The sequence below is a fragment of the Phyllobacterium sophorae genome (assembly GCF_003010965.1).
Taxonomy (GTDB): Bacteria; Pseudomonadota; Alphaproteobacteria; order Rhizobiales; family Rhizobiaceae; genus Phyllobacterium; species Phyllobacterium sophorae.
Map to the genome: position 1 here is coordinate 311491 of NZ_PGGM01000001.1, position 16883 is coordinate 328373.

Sequence of the window (16883 nt, forward strand, 5' to 3'; positions counted from 1 at the left end):
TTGCACCGCTCGCTGGAAAGCTGGCGGCGGCAATAAGGCCCGCGCCCGGCGGTCAGGAAGGAACGGCGTGACGTCAAATGAGAATTGCTCATGATACTGGTCCAGTTGACCCTAGCTTGACAACCCAGGGTGTCAATTAATTGAAATACGTACGTTCAGATTGTTGCGGGTTGCTTCGGAATAGGGGCAGACCACGTGTGCGCCATCGACGATTTCGCGCGCTTGTTCCGCTTCCACACCTGGCAGAGTGACAGCCAGCGCGACATCGAGGCCAAAACCCTTGCCATCGTCGCGGGGACCAATGCCGACTGTGGCGGTGACTCCTGTGTCCTCCGGCAGTTTGACCTTCTTTTGCGAGGCCACATATTTGATTGCGCCGAGGAAGCAAGCGGAATAGCCGGCCGCAAAGAGCTGCTCGGGGTTGGTCCCCTCGGCACCATTGCCGCCAAGTTCCCTGGGGGTCGAAAGCGTGACGGCCAACCGGCCATCTTCGCTGGTGGCGCGGCCATCACGGCCGCCGGTTGCTGTCGCCTTTGTCGTATAGAGAATGCTCATTGGTTTGTTTCCCTGACTGGATTTGCCTGACACACATTAGATTGCACACAATTTAATTGTGTGCAATAGAAATTTTGTTATGAGTGGCGAAAAATTAAATGATGCGCAATCTAATGCGTTTGGCTATCTTGAGCAGACAGAACCGGTGGGAGTGACCAGGATGGAAAATGCGACAGGAAATGCGCAGGAGTCGCAGCTGAAGCTGTCGAACTTTCTGTGTTTCGCCATTTACTCCACCGCAAATGCGGTAACGCGCGCCTATCAGCCGCGTCTTGCTGCGCTTGGGCTGACCTATCCGCAATATCTGGTGATGGTGGTATTGTGGGAGCAGGAAAATCAGACCGTGAAGGCCATAGGCGACAAGCTCAGCCTTGATTCAGGCACACTGACACCCCTGTTGAAACGCCTTGAAACGGCAGGTCTGATTACAAGACGGCGCAACACCGTTGACGAGCGACAGGTCCTGATTGGATTGACAAATGAGGGCCGCAAGATGCGCGAGCGTGCCGAAGCTGTGCCTGTCGCCATGGGTCAGGCATTTGGCTGTAGCATGGACGAAGCGCAGTCACTGCGGTCCGAACTGATCACGATGCGAGATAATCTCGTCGCTAGCATCGGAGAGACAAAATAAAGGGCGCGATATCCCGCGCCCTTTCTGTGCCGATTGCGCTATGCGATCAGGCTGCAATCTTCTTCGGCTGAATCAGCCCGCGTGCAACCAGAAGCTCTGCAATCTGGATCGTATTGAGCGCAGCGCCCTTGCGCAGATTGTCCGATACAATCCAGATCGAAAGACCGTTTTCGACCGTGATATCCTCACGGATACGCGAAATATAGGTCGCATCCTCGCCTGCAGCTTCGTATGGCGTTATATAGCCGCCATCTTCATGGCGATCGATGACCAGGCAGCCTGGCGCATCGCTCAGGATTTCGCGGGCTTCTCCTGCACTCATCGGGCTTTCGAATTCGATGTTGACCGCTTCCGAATGACCAATGAAAACCGGAACGCGCACGCAGGTCGCCGTGAGCTTGATCTTGGGATCGAGCATCTTCTTGGTCTCGGCGACCATCTTCCACTCTTCCTTGGTGTAGCCATCTTCCATGAACACGTCGATGTGCGGAATCACATTGAAGGCGATGCGCTTGGTGAACTTCCTCGCTGTCACCGGATCGGCAACGAACACTGCGCGGGACTGTTCGAACAGCTCGTCCATGCCTTCCTTGCCGGCACCCGACACGGATTGATAGGTCGAGACAACGACACGCTTGATCCTTGCCTTGTCATGCAAAGGCTTCAGGGCAACGACAAGCTGTGCGGTCGAGCAATTCGGATTGGCAATGATGTTCTTCTTGGTGAAACCGGAAATCGCGTCGGGATTCACTTCCGGCACGATCAGCGGTACGTTGGAATCGTAGCGCCAGGCCGAGGAATTATCGATGACGACGCAGCCTTGCGCGCCGATCTTGGGTGACCATTCCTTGGAAATATTGCCGCCTGCCGACATGAGGCAGATATCCGTATCGGAAAAGTCAAAGGTATCCAGCGCCTTGACCTTAAGCGTTTTGTCACCAAAGGACACTTCGGTCCCCTGCGACCGGCGCGACGCGAGTGCAACGACTTCACTGACGGGGAAGCCGCGCTCCTCCAGTATTGTAAGCATTTCGCGGCCCACATTGCCTGTGGCGCCAACAACTGCAACCTTGAAACTCATCTGTGTATCTCCTGTCCCTCTCAGCTGTTCAGAAACCCGCTGGCCACTGCGGGTCTTTTCCCCCGGGCCGGACCGGGAGGGGGCGAGCAGGCCAAGGGAAATCAGACCGTTTTGGTGGTCGTTTTCGCAGTCTGTTTGGCCGAAATTTTGCGGAAAAGAGCAGGCGCGCCAGCGCATCCGGCAATCCTGCCGGTATCGTTCGTCGAAAACAGCGCTTTTGATTCGCTACCCACCTGGGTGTCTCCTTGTCCGATTGTGCTTGTACGCGGTTTCCGAAAAGAGTCAATTGTCTCATCAAAAGAGAAGAATATGTCGTGTTACGCACAATTTTAGACAATTGACGTAAGATGCGGGCTTTGCTTTCAGCAATATTTGTTGAACACTCCGCGCGTGCATCAGGTGCGTGACCTTTGGGGGGAGAAAATTCCGAGGGCCGTTCACCGGCGCGTGGTTTGCCGCAACAAGCAATCGCGGCAAACGGCCATGCGCAATGTCAATGGTTGAGAACATGATCGAGGGGTAAAACTGATCGCGTTCTCGGTTTAACTGCGGTTATCTGGGAGGAATAGTAATGGCAACCACGTCTGTGGCCGACAGTTCTAGTCGGGGAATGACGAGGGAAGAAAAGAAGGTTATCTTCGCTTCTTCGCTCGGGACTGTTTTCGAGTGGTACGATTTTTATCTTTATGGTTCTCTCGCCGCCTTTATCGGCGCTGCCTTTTTTAGTGAGTATCCGGAAGCAACCCGCAATATCTTTGCGCTGCTCGCCTTTGCGGCGGGTTTTCTTGTCCGGCCCTTCGGCGCGCTTGTCTTTGGCCGCATCGGCGATCTGGTCGGCCGCAAGTATACATTCCTTGTCACCATCCTCATCATGGGTTTGTCAACCTTCCTGGTTGGTGTACTCCCGGGATCAGCCAGCTGGGGCATTGCCGCACCGATCATCCTGATCGCCCTGCGCATGCTTCAAGGTCTTGCTCTGGGCGGTGAATATGGCGGTGCGGCAACCTACGTCGCCGAACACGCGCCGAGTAACAGACGCGGCTATTACACATCATGGATTCAGACTACGGCCACCCTTGGTTTGTTCCTCTCGCTTATCGTCATCCTGATCATCCAGAATTCGCTCAGCAAGGAAGCATTTGCTGCTTGGGGCTGGCGCATTCCGTTCTTGCTTTCATTTGTTCTTCTCGGAATTTCCGTGTGGATTCGACTGTCCTTGAGTGAATCACCTGCCTTCAAGAAGATGAAGGAAGAAGGCAAGGGCTCCAAGGCTCCGCTTTCCGAGGCTTTCGGCCAATGGAAGAATGCCAGGATTGCTTTGCTCGCGCTTTTCGGGCTCACTGCAGGTCAGGCTGTCGTCTGGTATTCTGGGCAGTTCTATGCGCTGTTCTTTTTGCAGAATGTGCTGAAGGTCGACGCGCAGTCGGTCAACATCATGATTGCAATAGCACTCTTGCTCGGCACCGGTTTCTTCGTATTCTTCGGCTGGCTGTCCGACAAGATCGGCCGTAAGCCAATCATCATGGCCGGACTTGCACTTGCCATCTTCACCTACTTCCCGTTGTTCAAGGCCTTGACCTGGGCTGCAAATCCGGCACTTGCCGCCGCGCAGCAGAATGTTCGCGCGACCGTCACCGCGGCACCCGGCGACTGCAAGTTCCAGTTCAACCCGACGGGCACGGCGAAGTTCACCACGTCCTGCGACATCGCGACATCGTTCCTGACCCGCAACTCGGTTCCCTATGACGTTGTTGCCACCGCAGCACCCGGCACGGCAGCCACAGTCAAGATCGGTAATGAAACGGTCGAATCCTACGACGCCGTTGCCGCTGGAGCCGATGCAAAGGCAAAGGAAACCGCTTTTGCAAAGGGCATCAACGTAGCGCTTCAGGACGGCGGCTATCCCCTCGTCCGCGATCCAGTCAAGGTGGCCGATTCGAAGCTTGATGCATTGATCGCTGCCAATCCGAAACTAGCGCTCGACCCGGCCGCGATCCGTGGAGGTGCAAAGACCATGGTTCCTGTCGATCAGGCGATCAAGGACAAGCTCCTGACCGCAGAAGAGGCGGCCGGCGCGACCGAGGTTCCGGTCTACACGGTTCCCGGCGCTGGCGCATTTAAGATGGTTGCCGATCCGGCTGCGGTGAGCTGGCCAAAGGTCATTGCGATCCTGTTTGTGCTCGTGATCTATGTGACCATGGTCTATGGGCCGATTGCGGCGATTCTGGTCGAAATGTTCCCGACCCGCATCCGCTACACGGGCATGTCCTTGCCATATCACATCGGTAACGGCTGGTTCGGTGGTCTGCTTCCGGCAACAGTCTTCGCGATGAGCGCGGCCAAGGGCGATATTTATTATGGCCTCTGGTATCCGATCGTCATCGCGGCGATGACCCTGGTTATCGGTCTCATCTTCGTACGGGATACGAAAGACACCGATCTCGACGCAATCAAGTAGTCGGCAAACACAACAAAAGCCCGGCGCGAGTGATCGCGCCGGGCTTTTTCATAGTTCAGATTTTCCGGATCAGGCGGCCAATGCCTTGAACTTGGCCAGAATGGCATCACCCATTTCGGTGGTGCCAACTCTGGTCTTGCCTTCCGACATGATGTCTGCGGTGCGAATCCCGTCATCGAGCACGCCGGCAATCGCAGCCTCCAGCCTGTCGGCCTCGACAACCATGTTGAAGGAATAACGCAGGCACATGGCGAAGGAAGCGATCATGGCGATCGGATTGGCCGCACCAGTACCGGCAATGTCCGGCGCTGACCCATGCACCGGCTCGTAAAGTGCCTTGCGGCTGCCAGTCCTGGCGTCGGGAGCGCCCAGTGATGCCGACGGAAGCATACCAAGTGATCCTGTGAGCATCGCAGCGATATCGGAAAGCATATCGCCGAACAGGTTATCCGTAACGATCACGTCGAACTGCTTGGGCCAGCGGACGAGTTGCATGCCACCCGCATCGGCCAGCATATGTTCGAGCGTGACGTCGGCATATTTCGCCTTGTGAGTCGCCGTAACGACTTCGTTCCACAGGACGCCCGACTTCATGACGTTGCGCTTTTCCATCGACGTCACCTTGTTGCCGCGCGTGCGCGCCAGTTCGAAGGCAACGCCGGAAATCCGCTCGATCTCGTACGTGTCATAGACCTGGGTATCGATGCCACGCTTCTGGCCATTGCCCAAATCGCGGATTTCCTTCGGCTCGCCGAAGTAAACGCCCCCGGTCAATTCGCGCACAATCAGAATATCCAGACCCTCCACGATTTCCTTCTTGAGGGACGATGAATCGGCCAAAGCCGGATAGCAGATTGCCGGGCGCAGATTTGCGAATAGTTCCATATCCTTGCGCAAGCGCAGGAGTCCTGCTTCCGGGCGCAGGTCATAAGGAACGCTGTCCCACTTCGGGCCACCAACGGCACCAAACAGGACGGCATCGGAGGCCAATGCTTTGGCCATATCGGCTTCCGAAATCGCCAGGCCATGGGCGTCATAGGCAGAGCCGCCAACCAGCCCCTCGTCCAGCTCGAAGCCGCTTTCCAGCTCGGCGTTCATATATGCGATGATCTTGCGGACTTCGGCCATTGCCTCGGGTCCAATGCCGTCGCCAGGGAGAAGAAGGAGCTTTTTCGATACCATGCTGGGAAACCTCGTTGATTGAAGAGCGCTCTAGTCGGGATGGCGCGTACTTAGCGCAAGTTCAGCAAAGATGGAAAGCTTTCCACGTAATTTTCTGAATTCCGACAGCGCGTCGATTGACCGATAGATACAAAAAGGCCCGGAAAACCCGGGCCATTTCATTTTTCGAGATAAAAGCTTACGCCCAGGGATGCTTTTCCGCGTTGGCGGTTTCGAAACTGTCTATCTTTGCCGCCTTTTCCATCGTCAGACCAATGTCGTCGAGACCGTTGAGCATGCAATAGCGACGGAATTCGTCGAGCTCGAAACTGATTGTCCCGCCGTCTGGTCCCTTGATCGTCAATTCTTCGAGATCAATGGAAAGTGTCGCATTGGCGCCGCGCTGTGCATCGTCCATCAGTTTGTCCAGATTTTCCTGGCTGACACGGATGGGCAAAATGCCGTTCTTGAAGCAGTTATTGTAGAAGATGTCAGCAAAGCTCGTCGAGATCACGCAACGAATGCCGAAATCCAGCAACGCCCACGGCGCGTGTTCACGGCTGGATCCGCAACCGAAATTATCGCCAGCGACAAGAATTTGAGCCTTGCGATACGCTGGTTTGTTCAGGACAAATTCCAGGTTCTCGCTGCCATCATCATTGTAACGCATCTCGGCAAACAGACCGGTGCCAAGACCAGTCCGCTTGATGGTCTTCAGGTAATCCTTGGGGATAATCATGTCCGTGTCGACATTGATGATCGGCAGCGGGGCGGCAACGCCGGTGAGCTTGGTGAATTTGTCCATGATATCTGCCTGTAGATCCTGGGTAATGATTTTACGTTTCGCTTTACACCAGCTTGGCCGCGAATCAAAGAGTTTCGCCTGTGGCACATTAGGCAGATAGACAATCACGCATGATTGCGCTTGTCTTGGTCGCGCGATCAAGGCAAAAAGTCCAGATGAGCAAACCGTTCCGCCCCCGCCGCTCCGTCCTTTATGTTCCAGCCTCGAATGCCAAGGCTCTAGCCAAAGTCGTTTCGCTGACCGCCGATGCAGTGATCTTCGACCTGGAGGATGCCGTCGCCCCCGACGCCAAGGAACAATCCCGTGAGGCATTGCGGGATTACTTTCTCGGACACCCAACGAGCAAGGCCGAGCGGATTGTCCGGATCAACGGTCTTTCCGGCGAATGGGGCGGAGAGGACCTGCTCGCCGCCAGGGCCTGCAAGCCGGACGCGATTCTCCTGCCAAAGGTCGAGACCCCATATGACATCACCGGCGTTGCCGAAATTCTCGAGGAGACCGATGCCTCTGAGAACATTCGCCTGTGGGCGATGATCGAAACGCCGCGAGGCGTTCTTAACGCTGATGAAATCGCTGAACTTGGTCTGCGTTCGACAGCTCGTCTTGACTGCTTTGTTGTCGGAACCAACGATATCGCCAGGGAAACCGGCGCAAAGTTGATCAGGGGCCGCGCACCTTTCATCCCTTGGCTTATGCAAATACTGTTGAGCGCCAGAGCCGGGAAGCTCGACGTAATTGACGGGGTATATAACGATTTTTCCGATCCGGACGGTTTTTCTGACGAATGCACCCAAGCGGTTCAAATGGGGTTCGACGGCAAGAGTCTTATCCATCCATCGCAGATTGAACCGGCGAACGCAGCGTTTCATCCTGACGAAAATGCCATTGGCGAGGCCCGGTCCATTGTGGACGCGTTTTCCCATGCCGCCAACAAGGATAAAGGCGTCATCGCACTGGGCGGCAGGATGGTGGAGCGCCTGCATCTCGAGGCGGCTCAAAAACTACTAGCAAAAATCGAGACAATAGGCAGAAATTAGAATCTGAACCGCGGTACAACAGCATAGGCCTATTTCGGCCAAAACTTGGGAAAGAAAACCATGAAACTATACCGGCTTCTGACAGGTCCCGACGATGCGAGCTTCTGTCATAAGGTGACGGCAGCGGTGAACAAGGGCTGGCATATTTACGGATCACCGACCTATGCGTTCAACTCGGCGACCGGAGTGATGCAGTGCGGTCAGGCCGTGGTAAAAGATATAGACGGCGTGGACTACGAGCCCGGCATCAAACTGAGCGACTATTGAAGCGTTCGGCCAAGCGACGTTTGAGCGCTGATATGTTGCTCGGATGTGTCGGCCATGGCCGCCTCCGCGCGCTTGGCCGGCCTGTCCTAAAAAGGGGATCGGCCGGCCGAACTGGCTCACCGTCAGATTCCCATTTGACGCCAGCGCGGGCGAAGCAAACCGCAGCCTGATTCAGGCAAGACAGCCTCTATTCGACCGTGGCTTCAATTCGTTCCATATCCTCGTCTGACAGACCGAAATGATGGCCGATTTCGTGAATGAGCACATGGGTGACGATATCGCCCAATGCTTCTTCATATTCCGCCCAGTAATCGAGTACGGCACGGCGGTAGATTGTGATGCGATTGGCCTGCTCTCCTGTCTGCAGGGAAAAACGTTCGCCAATACCGGTTCCTTCAAAAAGACCAAGAAGATCAAAGGGTGATTCCAACCCCATGTCTTCAATGATCTGTTCGTCAGGAAACTCAGAAACCTGAATGGTAATATCGCCGCACAGGCTGCGAAAGGTTTCCGGCAAGTGCGCATATGCATTGATCGCCAGCGATTCGATCTCACCGAGCGACGGTGACAAGCGATTGCCCCAATCTGCAGTTTGATTACTTCGGGCCATCAGAACTCCTGGAAGGCTGCTTCCCGCTCCATATAGTGCGTTTGAGCGGCAGATGCGAGAGCTATGAACCTCACGCTTTCAGCTTCGCGACCGGGCCACCATGAGCAACCGCTCCATCCGTCGAAAACTCTCGGCAAGTACCGTTGGATCTCTTAGGCCGTGTGCAAGCATGATACCGCCCTGCCACTCCGTCAGCGCATTGCGTGCGATGCTCAATGCGGTCGATGGGCGGATGCCGGACCGTCCGAGTTCTCTGCCGATGAAACCAATCAGAAGGCTGAACGCTTCTGCAGCACGATTGGCCGCCTCGGGCGACTCATGGCGAAAGTCGCGGATTCCAAGGGCAATGGGACAGCCATGTTCAACACGGCTTTTCAGCGATTGGGCCAGTTTTTCAATGAGAAGTTGCAACCGCGTTCGCGGGTTCTGGTCAGCTTCGGTGATCTCCACCAGCATGCCTTCGGTTTCTGTGATAAAAATATCCGCCACGCCACGCGCGAGCTCGGCCTTGCTCTTGAAGTAGTAGTAGATATTGCCGAGTGGAACACCGGAATGTGTCGCAATGTCAGCAAGACTCGTAACGGTATATCCCTGACGCCAGAACAGACCCGCCGCAGTAGCAATCAGAACATCGCGTTTCTCATTTTGTTTCGCCATCGTTGTATCCACAGTCAGTTATGCAACTGACTCCGATTATGGCGCACGATGCCCGCGAACGAAAGAACCTGACGTCAATCCGTGATGGTTCGCGCCTCGGATGGCAACATGATGGGAATACCGTCTCGCACCGGATAGGCCAGATGCGCCAATTTGGAGATCAGTTCCGATTTACCCTGATCGTACACAAGCGGTCCTTTGGTCAGCGGGCAGACCAGGAGATCGAGCAGTTTGCGGTCAATCGCTGTATCGCGTTTCTCGTCCGTCAAGGCGCATTCCTCCTGAAACTGATCACTGCAAACTTCCCTCGAAATCATCCTGATCCTTGGCCAGCGCAATTTCGGTGATTGCGATCAATGTTTCCGCCCTGGTTTTTAGATCGGCCGCTTCCAGCAGGGCCTGCTTTTCCGCAGCACCAAAGGGCGACATCATGGCGAGCGCATTCACGAGAGTCTCGTTACCAGCCCGCGAAATGCCATCCCAATCCGCTTCTAGGCTGTTCGCATCGAGATAGGCGCGAAACACACGCAATAGCGCGGATCTGTCGACTTCGGAATCATCGGCCTCGTCGAGATCAGCGCGAAGTGGTGCGATCTTGCATTGCCGGAAAGGGGTTCTGGTGGTGATTTCCTTGATGACACGGAAACGGCATATGCCCTGAAGTGTGATCAGTAACCGACCGTCACCAGTTTCGGCAAAAGACGTGATCCGCCCGAGACAGCCCACTTCGCACAAGTCGCCGTCTTCCTGATTGTCCTGATCGAAGCGTGGCTGGATCATGCCGATGATTCGTTTGCTGCTTAGCGCCGCATCGATCATGGCAAGGTAACGGAGCTCGAAAATATTCAACGGCAATTGGCCGCCCGGAAGCAACAGTGCGCCCGATAAGGGGAAAATCGGCACAGTTTCCGGAATATCGTCCAGCGTCCGGTAGCGTACATTTCCTGCTTGCATCACTCTCTCCGCGCCAGGACCCAAGAAGATCAAGTTCGCCGGCTATAGTGCCTGATTTTTGTCAGGAAAACAGCAAGGAAGACAATCTGCGGCGTGCGGCGACAGAAGCCTCATCCCCCGGACCCCACGCGTCAAAGAACTGCAACAGCTGCTTGCGGGCACCATCATCATTCCATGCACGATCGGCCTTCATAATGGCGAGAAGATGATCGGCCGCTTCATGGCGCTGGCCCTTGGCGTTCAGGATCATCGCAAGGTCAAAACGCGCCTGGTGATCGTTTGGGTTGGCTTGCAATCGTGCCTCGAGTGCCACGGGGTCTCCAAGCTTCGCTACCTGCTCGGCCAGCGCGATTTTGGCCTCCGCTGTTCGGACTCCGGCATCCTGCCGCTTGTCGCCAGGTACGAGGTCGAGCACACCCCTCGCCTGCTCGGCGTCGCCAAGGTCGATCAGACAGTTGGCGAGACCCGCGAGCGCGGCGATGTTGTCAGGCGTTTCTTCCAGGACGGCTCTATACAGCTGCCCCGCCTGCTCGACAGCACCGGCCTCGACGGCCTGCGCCGCCGCCTCGAGCGCCGACTGAACGGCCGCTTCACGGCCACCATCAGGAGACGCAATACGGTCAATGAATTCGTTCACTTTGGATTCGGGTAAGGCGCCCATGAAACCATCAACTGGTTTGCCATCGGCAAAGGCAATAACAGCGGGAATGGACTGAATGCCAAGTTGTCCCGCAATGGCAGGATGATCGTCGATATTCATCTTGACGAGCTTGACGCGTCCGCCGGCACCGCGAACAACTTTCTCGAGAACGGGTGTGAGCTGCTTGCAGGGACCGCACCAAGGTGCCCAGAAATCCACCAGCACCGGCTGATGCTTCGATTCAGCAATCACATCAGCAGAAAATGACGCTGTCGTCGTATCCTTGATCAGGCCGGCGGCGGCTTGAGCCGGTCCGTTTGGCGCCTCAGTTCCAAACGATACAGTCGTGGCGCCAGACGTCGCGCCATAGCCTCTGCCGAACGGGTTATCTGTGCTGCTCATGAAACTCTCCCGTCATCTGCCCAACCGGCATGCTCTGCTTAATTCCTGTCGATAGTATCAGCTATCAGTTTGGGGTCGATCCGTCTATTTTCAAGATCAATGGTTCATGGCCAGTAGCCTTCAGGAAGGTTACCAGGTCCTTGCGGCCAATCGATGTCGTAGCCTCATTGGTCAGCGGGTGCACATTGATGATGTCGTGCTTCATCAGGCTTTCATCCAGCACCACTCTGACCTGATGGTGTGTGTCATTGATTGCACCAAAAAGGCTCACTGCGCCGGGGGTCAAGCCGAGATATTCCATAAGCTTCTCCGGTTTGCCGAACGACACCCGGCTCACAGCGCCAATCCTTGTGTGGATTGTCTTGAGGTCAACCTCGGCTTCTTCATCCACCGTCACGAGAAAGAAATTGTCCTTCTTGTCTTTCAAAAACAGATTTTTGGTATGGGCACCGGCGACCTGTCCTCGCAGTTCCTGCGCTTCGGCAACGGTAAACACAGGAGCATGGCGAATCGTCGACACGTTTATTTCAAGTTTGCCGAGATATCGCATCAATTCTTCGAACGTCTTGGGCATGATGGCTTTCTTGAACTCGCTTTGGTGCTGATTTGCGCTATTTCGTAATCACTCGGTAACAGGGTCTCAAGCGAAAAACCAAACTACCGCAACATCTTTTGCCAATTTTTCGAGATATCGTTCAGAAGTCGAAAATTCCCTGTTGCAATTAGCCGGCGCTTGGGTCATATAAGCCCCGCTTCGCAAGACAGACTGGCACATGCGGGAGTAGCTCAGGGGTAGAGCACAACCTTGCCAAGGTTGGGGTCGTGGGTTCGAATCCCATTTCCCGCTCCAGTTTGCTTAAACATTTGAAGCACTTAAAAAGGGCGTCTTTCGGGACGCCTTTTTGCTTTGTCGTCAAGGCATGTACTAAGCCGCAGGCCTGAAATTCATTGCTCTGCGGTGGCGCGAAGCGCCGCACCATCGAGCCGGTAAAATACCTTTTCTGGTTTTGGCAAGGCGCCTAGTCTCTCATAGAAAGCTCTAAGCCCAGGATTGTTGCGGTCGGCAGTCCAATCAACGCGATTATGTCCACGTTCGATTGCAAGGCGTGCCATCGTTTTTATCAAACGTGTTCCCGCGCCGCTGCCACGGTGGGCTCCAGAAACGAAGAGCTCTTTGAGAAACATGCCGGATTGGAGACCTGGTCCCGGGTAAACGGATGAAAAAGCGGCGAAACCGATAATCTGGTCCGTTTCAGCAACCAGAATTTCCGTCCCGCGGGGGATATTCTGAAGGCCTTCCAGGATCCTATCACGCGCTGGACACGACACTTGATAATATGCCTGCATCTCTTCAAAAAGGACCGCGAGTGCTGCATGATCCGATGGATTTGAGAGGCTCACCTTGATCACTTCGATTCCCCTTCATTGCTAAAAGGGCGGCCCGGCACCATGCCAGAACCGCCCAATGTGATAATACTTTCAGGCAGGCCTAATTGCCCTGGTTGACAGTGACCGGCGCGAGTTTGTTGGCCTTCAGGCCATATTTGTCCAGGAGCGCATCATAGGTCCCATTGGCTTGCAGCCTCTCAAGCGCGATCTTGACAGCGTCACGAAGCTGCGTTTCCGTTTTCAGAACAGGAATTCCCGCCAGGGACTGGCTAAAGGGTTCCCCTAGTGCCACATAGGTGTCCGGCTCAAGCTTCTGATTGTACGGCAATGTTTCATTGCCTTGGGCAGCTGCCTGCAAGCGCTGGCTCTTGATTTGCGTACGCGCGTCAGCTGAGCCTTCCGTGCCCATCACCATGATGGCTGGTTTGCCTTTGGCAACGCAATTGGCATCACTCCATGCAGTGATCTGTGCGGGCCAATCGGTGGAACGGCTGGCGCCGACGGACTTTCCGCAAAGATCGTCGACAGTCTTGATTTCGCCAGCAAGTGCTTTGGACGTGTAGAACTGCGCGCCAGATGTAAGGTAATCGACAAAATCGGCGGTCTCCTGGCGCGCTTTCTTGTCGCTCATACCCGCCATGGCGAGGTCCACGCGGCCAGTCTGGAGGGAGGGGAGCATTTGCGCAAAGGCGATTTCCTGCCACTCGACCTTGATGCCCAGTTCCTTGCCAATGGCCTCACCGAGCTCGATATCAAAGCCCTGCAGTTCGTTCGTCGCAGGATCCTTGTAGGTAATCGGCGGATAATTCGGCATGGTCGCAATGATGATCTTCCCGGCGTCCTTTATCCGGGCAGGAAGCTCCTGCGCCACGACAGGAAAGCTGAAGGCAATTGCCGCGCTGATCGTGGCAAGTTTGGTAATGCGTTTCATGTTTTTGTTCCTCTCTGTTTGAATTTGTTTGGTCTCAGGCCAGAACAGCTGCGATAAAGTCCCGGGTGCGTTTTTCTTGCGGGTTGTTTAGAACCTGCTGCGGCGGTCCCGTTTCAATAATACGGCCCTGATCCATGAACACGACGCGGTGGGCTACCTCGCGGGCAAAACCCAACTCATGAGTGACGACGATCATGGTCATGCCGCTGTTGGCGAGATCGCGCATCACTGCAAGAACCTCGCTCACAAGCTCCGGATCAAGCGCCGACGTCGGTTCGTCAAACAGCATAAGCTTCGGTTTCATCGCGAGCGCGCGGGCAATGGCGATGCGTTGCTGTTGTCCGCCCGAGAGTTCACTCGGATAGGCATGTTGCTTGTCTTTGAGGCCAACCCGTTCCAGCAGCGCTAGCGCCTCGGGAATAACGGCGCTCTTCGCGCGCTTCTGGACGATTACCGGTCCCTCGATGATGTTTTCGAGCACTGTCATATGTGCAAAAAGGTTGAAGCGCTGGAAGACCATGCCGCTCGATAGGCGCTGCCGTGCGATTTCCGCATCGTTCAACTCATAGAGCTTGTCGCCCTCCTGCCTGAAGCCGACCAGTTCGTCATCGATCCAGACAGCGCCGGAGTCGATACGTTCCAGCTGGTTGATGCAGCGCAGAAGCGTGCTCTTGCCCGAGCCGGACGGACCGATGATGCAAAGCACCTCCCCGTGCTGAATCTCAAGCGAGACCTCATCGAGCGCATGGAAATTTCCGAAATATTTATGCAGACCGACAGCGACGACCATGGCTGGCATATTCATGCTCCTTCCGCTGCGGCTGGTGCGACGCGCTTGGCGTTTCGGCGTCCGAGGCTCTTTGAATAGTGCTTTTCAAGCAGGTGCTGTCCGATGGAAAGGATTGTCACGACTGCCAGGTACCAGATGGCCGACACAATGAGCAGTTCCATGACGCGGTTGTTGGCATAGTAGATCGTCTGGGCATTGCGCAGAATTTCTGCATACTGGATGACGCTCGCAACCGAAGTCAGCTTCACCATGCTGATCACCTCATTGCCGACCGGAGGAATGATGACGCGCATGGCTTGCGGCAAGATAATCCGGCGCAGCATCGTGAGGCGTGTCATGCCGATCACCTTTGCCGCCTCGATCTGCCCGTTGTCGACCGAAAGGATGCCTCCTCGCACTACCTCCGCCGTATAAGCTCCCTGATTGATGCCAAGGCCGAGCAGCGTTGCCATGAAAGGTGTCATGAAATCGACCGTGCGCATCTCGAAAAGTCCCGGAATTCCAAGCGTTGGAAAAATCAACGCAAGGTTGAACCAGAGCAACAGCTGCAACAGCAATGGCGTACCGCGGAAGAACCAGATGTAGAATACCGCCACGTATTTGAGTACCGGGTTCGGTGACATGATCATGATCGCGAAAATGACCCCGAGCGCGAGGCCCAACGCCATAGCACAGACTGTCATCAGGATCGTGCTCCACAGACCGGAGAGTATTGCTGGAGCAGTAAGGAACTGGCCAACCACGGGCCAAGCGATCTGTCCATGCGCAAAAGCATTGATGATGAGCGCGAGCGCCAAGACAATCAGGGTCGCCGCGAGCCAGCGGCCGTAATGCCGGCGCGGCTGGTGGTGTAAATGCGCTACGGAATATTTTATCGGTGGAATGGAAGCTGCACTTTGGGTGTTCGCCATTGTTCTCACCTTTCGGGGGTCGCGGTATGGGGGAAACTTGAGACTAACGCTCAGCTCTGGGACCTGCATAGGACGAAAGCCACTCTTTTTGGCCATCCAGAACGCTTTTTAGCCGGGCGATCTGTTCCCTCACACGATCAGGCGCCGTGCCACCGTAGGCCTTTCGCGCTTCGATTGCCGCCTGCGGTGACAGGCTCATCTTGATCGACGGCAATAGCCGCTCGTCGACAGCGGCAAGGTCGGCGTCACTCAAATCTTCCAGACCGATTGATTTATCCTCGCAATAGCGAACGAGAGCCCCGGTGATTTCATGGGCTTCGGAGAATGGAACACCACTTTTCGCCAGCCAGTCAGCGACTTCGGTCGCAAGGGTGAAGCCTTCAACGGACTGCCGCCGCATGATATCGGCATTGACACGCATGGTGCGGATCAATCCAGCCATTGCCGGCACGACCAGCGTCAGCGCATCAATCGTATCGAAGGCTGCATGTTTGTCTTCAGCCAAGTCACGATTATAGGCGAAAGCGAGGCCTTTGAGCGCCACCAGCATGGTAGTCAGACTGCCGATTAACCGCGAGGCGCGACCGCGCGTCAGTTCGGCGATATCGCAGTTTTTTTTCTGCGGCATAATCGACGAGCCGGTCGCATAGCCATCATCCATTTCGATCCAGCGGAACTGACGTGATGACCATAGGAACAATTCCTCGGCGAGCCGCGACAGGTGGACGCCGAACATTGCCATGACGAAGAGGAATTCCGCCACGTGGTCACGGCTGCCCACCGCATCTATCGAGTTTTCGCAAGGCGCGTCGTAGCCAAGCTCCCGCGCGGAGAGTTCTGGCTGCAGGGCAATTGCCGATCCCGCCAAGGCGGCGGCCCCCAAGGGCGAGCGTGCCGCGCGCTTATCCCAATCGCGAAGGCGGTCGAGATCGCGGGCAAATGTCTGGGCGTGGGCCAGAAGCTGGTGGGCAAAGCTTACTGGTTGCGCCGGCTGCAGGTGGGTAAAGCCTGTGGTCAGTGTCGTGATGTGGGCTTCTGCTTGCTCGACAAGCGCGTTTTGAAGGTTGAGAATATCTGAACCGATGTGACGGGCGACATCGCGAAGATAAAGTTTCAGGTCATTGGCGGCCTGATCATTGCGCGACCGGCCAGCGCGCAGCTTGCCACCGAGAATACCTACGCGCTCGCCAAGAATGCGCTCGAGGAACGTGTGGATGTCTTCATCGCTTGGCGATGGCTTGATCCTCCCCGCCTCGTAGTCCGCACCAATGGTTTCAAGCGTCGCGCAAACCTCGTCTGCCTCCGCCGCCGTCAGGATGCCTGCCCGGACCAGCTCCCTGGCATGGGCCATGGACGAGGTTAGATCATAGCGAACCAGCCGGAAGTAGCTGCTCTCCGAACGGGAGAGCGCGATTAATTCTGGCGATGGACTCGTCCTGAAACGAGCCCCCCACAGACGGACGGACTGTTCGGTCATTTCGTTCGGTTCCCTTGTTTTTTGTTGTTTGAAGCTTATGGCCGCCTTTTGGGGACGACAAACGAAATGAATTCGCATATCCATTCCGAAATGGAATACCCTATCCAATGATCCGGAACCAGGATTG

The 16883-nt window shown here is 55.6% G+C and carries 19 protein-coding genes and 1 tRNA gene; 5 read left to right on the top strand and 15 right to left on the bottom strand.

The features are described from left to right. Positions 1 to 132: 132 nt before the first annotated feature. Complete coding sequence (locus CU103_RS01565; protein ID WP_106662160.1) at positions 133 to 555, bottom strand: organic hydroperoxide resistance protein; 423 nt, start codon at positions 553 to 555, stop codon at positions 133 to 135. A gap of 160 nt (positions 556 to 715) precedes the next feature. Between CU103_RS01565 and CU103_RS01570 the strand changes: the two genes are divergently transcribed. After that, positions 716 to 1186, top strand: a complete 471-nt coding sequence (locus tag CU103_RS01570) for a MarR family winged helix-turn-helix transcriptional regulator (protein WP_106662601.1) — start codon at positions 716 to 718, stop codon at positions 1184 to 1186. Between the two features lie 46 nt (positions 1187 to 1232). Here the strand turns inward: CU103_RS01570 and CU103_RS01575 are convergent, their stop codons facing one another. Continuing rightward, positions 1233 to 2267 (bottom strand): aspartate-semialdehyde dehydrogenase, encoded by a 1035-nt coding sequence (locus tag CU103_RS01575; protein ID WP_106662161.1) that lies wholly within the window; start codon positions 2265 to 2267, stop codon positions 1233 to 1235. A gap of 571 nt (positions 2268 to 2838) precedes the next feature. On the opposite strand from CU103_RS01575, the gene CU103_RS01580 reads away from it, so the two are divergent. Then, on the top strand, positions 2839 to 4725 hold the full coding sequence (locus tag CU103_RS01580; RefSeq protein WP_106662162.1) for an MFS transporter: 1887 nt from the start codon (positions 2839 to 2841) through the stop codon (positions 4723 to 4725). A 69-nt stretch (positions 4726 to 4794) separates the two neighbouring features. On the opposite strand, the gene leuB is transcribed toward CU103_RS01580, so the two are convergent. Together leuB and leuD are read right to left on the bottom strand one after the other, a co-directional pair. Next, positions 4795 to 5907, bottom strand: coding sequence for a 3-isopropylmalate dehydrogenase (gene leuB, locus CU103_RS01585; protein ID WP_106662163.1), 1113 nt, complete (start codon positions 5905 to 5907; stop codon positions 4795 to 4797). Between the two features lie 178 nt (positions 5908 to 6085). Beyond that, entirely contained in the window at positions 6086 to 6691 is a 606-nt protein-coding gene (leuD, locus tag CU103_RS01590) for a 3-isopropylmalate dehydratase small subunit (protein ID WP_106662164.1), read from the bottom strand. A gap of 155 nt (positions 6692 to 6846) precedes the next feature. Here leuD and CU103_RS01595 point away from each other — a divergent pair, with 155 nt between their 5' ends. Then, positions 6847 to 7728 (top strand): HpcH/HpaI aldolase/citrate lyase family protein, encoded by an 882-nt coding sequence (locus CU103_RS01595; protein WP_106662602.1) that lies wholly within the window; start codon positions 6847 to 6849, stop codon positions 7726 to 7728. A gap of 60 nt (positions 7729 to 7788) precedes the next feature. Continuing rightward, positions 7789 to 7995, top strand: coding sequence for a DUF1737 domain-containing protein (locus CU103_RS01600; RefSeq protein WP_106662165.1), 207 nt, complete (start codon positions 7789 to 7791; stop codon positions 7993 to 7995). Between the two features lie 187 nt (positions 7996 to 8182). Here the strand turns inward: CU103_RS01600 and CU103_RS01605 are convergent, their stop codons facing one another. From CU103_RS01605 to CU103_RS01630, 6 genes are all read right to left on the bottom strand, one after another. Then, positions 8183 to 8605, bottom strand: coding sequence for a metallopeptidase family protein (locus tag CU103_RS01605; protein WP_106662166.1), 423 nt, complete (start codon positions 8603 to 8605; stop codon positions 8183 to 8185). 78 nt (positions 8606 to 8683) lie between these two features. After that, positions 8684 to 9262, bottom strand: a complete 579-nt coding sequence (locus CU103_RS01610) for a TetR/AcrR family transcriptional regulator (RefSeq protein WP_106662167.1) — start codon at positions 9260 to 9262, stop codon at positions 8684 to 8686. A gap of 74 nt (positions 9263 to 9336) precedes the next feature. Then, the gene (locus CU103_RS01615; protein ID WP_245448536.1) at positions 9337 to 9531 is read right to left on the bottom strand and encodes a Trm112 family protein; all 195 of its coding nucleotides are present in this window, start codon (positions 9529 to 9531) and stop codon (positions 9337 to 9339) included. A gap of 22 nt (positions 9532 to 9553) precedes the next feature. Further along, a complete protein-coding gene (locus tag CU103_RS01620) occupies positions 9554 to 10216 on the bottom strand; it encodes an LON peptidase substrate-binding domain-containing protein (protein WP_106662169.1) in 663 nt (220 codons plus the stop codon). 61 nt (positions 10217 to 10277) lie between these two features. Beyond that, positions 10278 to 11258, bottom strand: a complete 981-nt coding sequence (gene trxA, locus CU103_RS01625; RefSeq protein ID WP_106662170.1) for a thioredoxin — start codon at positions 11256 to 11258, stop codon at positions 10278 to 10280. Between the two features lie 64 nt (positions 11259 to 11322). After that, the gene (locus CU103_RS01630) at positions 11323 to 11832 is read right to left on the bottom strand and encodes a prolyl-tRNA synthetase associated domain-containing protein (RefSeq protein ID WP_106662171.1); all 510 of its coding nucleotides are present in this window, start codon (positions 11830 to 11832) and stop codon (positions 11323 to 11325) included. Positions 11833 to 12033: 201 nt separating this feature from the next. On the opposite strand from CU103_RS01630, the gene CU103_RS01635 reads away from it, so the two are divergent. Further along, a tRNA-Gly gene (locus CU103_RS01635) sits at positions 12034 to 12108 on the top strand. A 95-nt stretch (positions 12109 to 12203) separates the two neighbouring features. Here the strand turns inward: CU103_RS01635 and CU103_RS01640 are convergent. The 5 genes from CU103_RS01640 to argH all read right to left on the bottom strand — a co-directional run bounded on the left by CU103_RS01640 (position 12204) and on the right by argH (position 16756). Then, positions 12204 to 12674 carry a GNAT family N-acetyltransferase gene (locus tag CU103_RS01640; protein WP_410010359.1) on the bottom strand — a complete coding sequence of 157 codons (471 nt, stop codon included), beginning with the start codon at positions 12672 to 12674 and terminating at the stop codon, positions 12204 to 12206. Positions 12675 to 12747: 73 nt separating this feature from the next. After that, positions 12748 to 13578, bottom strand: a complete 831-nt coding sequence (locus CU103_RS01645) for an ABC transporter substrate-binding protein (RefSeq protein WP_106662172.1) — start codon at positions 13576 to 13578, stop codon at positions 12748 to 12750. Between the two features lie 34 nt (positions 13579 to 13612). Further along, positions 13613 to 14383, bottom strand: a complete 771-nt coding sequence (locus CU103_RS01650; RefSeq protein WP_280954573.1) for an amino acid ABC transporter ATP-binding protein — start codon at positions 14381 to 14383, stop codon at positions 13613 to 13615. After that, positions 14380 to 15279: an amino acid ABC transporter permease gene (locus tag CU103_RS01655; protein WP_106662173.1), complete on the bottom strand. Its 900-nt coding sequence runs from the start codon at positions 15277 to 15279 to the stop codon at positions 14380 to 14382. The genes CU103_RS01650 and CU103_RS01655 overlap by 4 nt, the downstream gene beginning before the upstream one ends. A 43-nt stretch (positions 15280 to 15322) precedes the next feature. After that, complete coding sequence (argH, locus tag CU103_RS01660) at positions 15323 to 16756, bottom strand: argininosuccinate lyase (protein WP_106662174.1); 1434 nt, start codon at positions 16754 to 16756, stop codon at positions 15323 to 15325. Between the last annotated feature and the right edge of the window lie 127 nt (positions 16757 to 16883).